Here is a 521-nt window from a genome sequence, read left to right as displayed (position 1 = left end):
GTGGCATCTTTACTGTGCTGTCAGTCGGTTAATGCGATGAGCGAAAAAGACTGGGACGTTCTAACGGATATTGGCACTTACGGTTTAGTGGCAACCGCTGCCGCTGTGCCAGCTTATAAAGGCGATTGGGAAGGGTTCTGGCAAGCAGGATTGAGCATTGGCACTGCTTCAGGTGTTGGTTTGATTGGTAAAAAGACCATCGATGAAGAACGCCCAGATAAAAGTGACAACGACAGCTTTCCATCCAACCACACGGCAAACGCATTTGCTTCTGCGACCAACCTTTACTTGCGTTATGGATGGGAAGCCGGACTTCCTGCATACAGCATGGCAGCGTTAGTGGGCGTCGGCCGTGTTGAAGCCAAGAAACACTACTGGCGAGACGTGTTGGCAGGCGCGGCTTTAGGCACGTTGAGTGCTTATATTTTTACTGATGCGTATGACGAAAATGTACAGCTTGTACCTTGGGTGACCAGTGAGGATGCGGGTATCTCTATCACTTATCGTTGGTAAGGATATGA

General features: G+C 49.5%; 1 protein-coding gene. It reads left to right on the top strand.

Features of this window, described 5'->3' with window-relative positions; genetic code table 11:
* Positions 1-36: 36 nt before the first annotated feature.
* Positions 37-513, top strand: coding sequence for a phosphatase PAP2 family protein (locus R8N49_RS30340; protein ID WP_005454242.1), 477 nt, complete (start codon positions 37-39; stop codon positions 511-513).
* Positions 514-521 lie beyond the last annotated feature (8 nt).

This window comes from Vibrio sp. 1978 (assembly GCF_033344345.1).
Note: the sequence above shows the minus strand (reverse complement) of the source record. Positions and strands in the feature narration are given on the sequence as shown.

Excerpts from the sequence above, each read along its gene's own strand:
- R8N49_RS30340 (WP_005454242.1), top strand. The coding sequence starts at position 37 with ATGAGCGAAAAAGACTGGGACGTTCTAACGGATATTGGCACTTACGGT.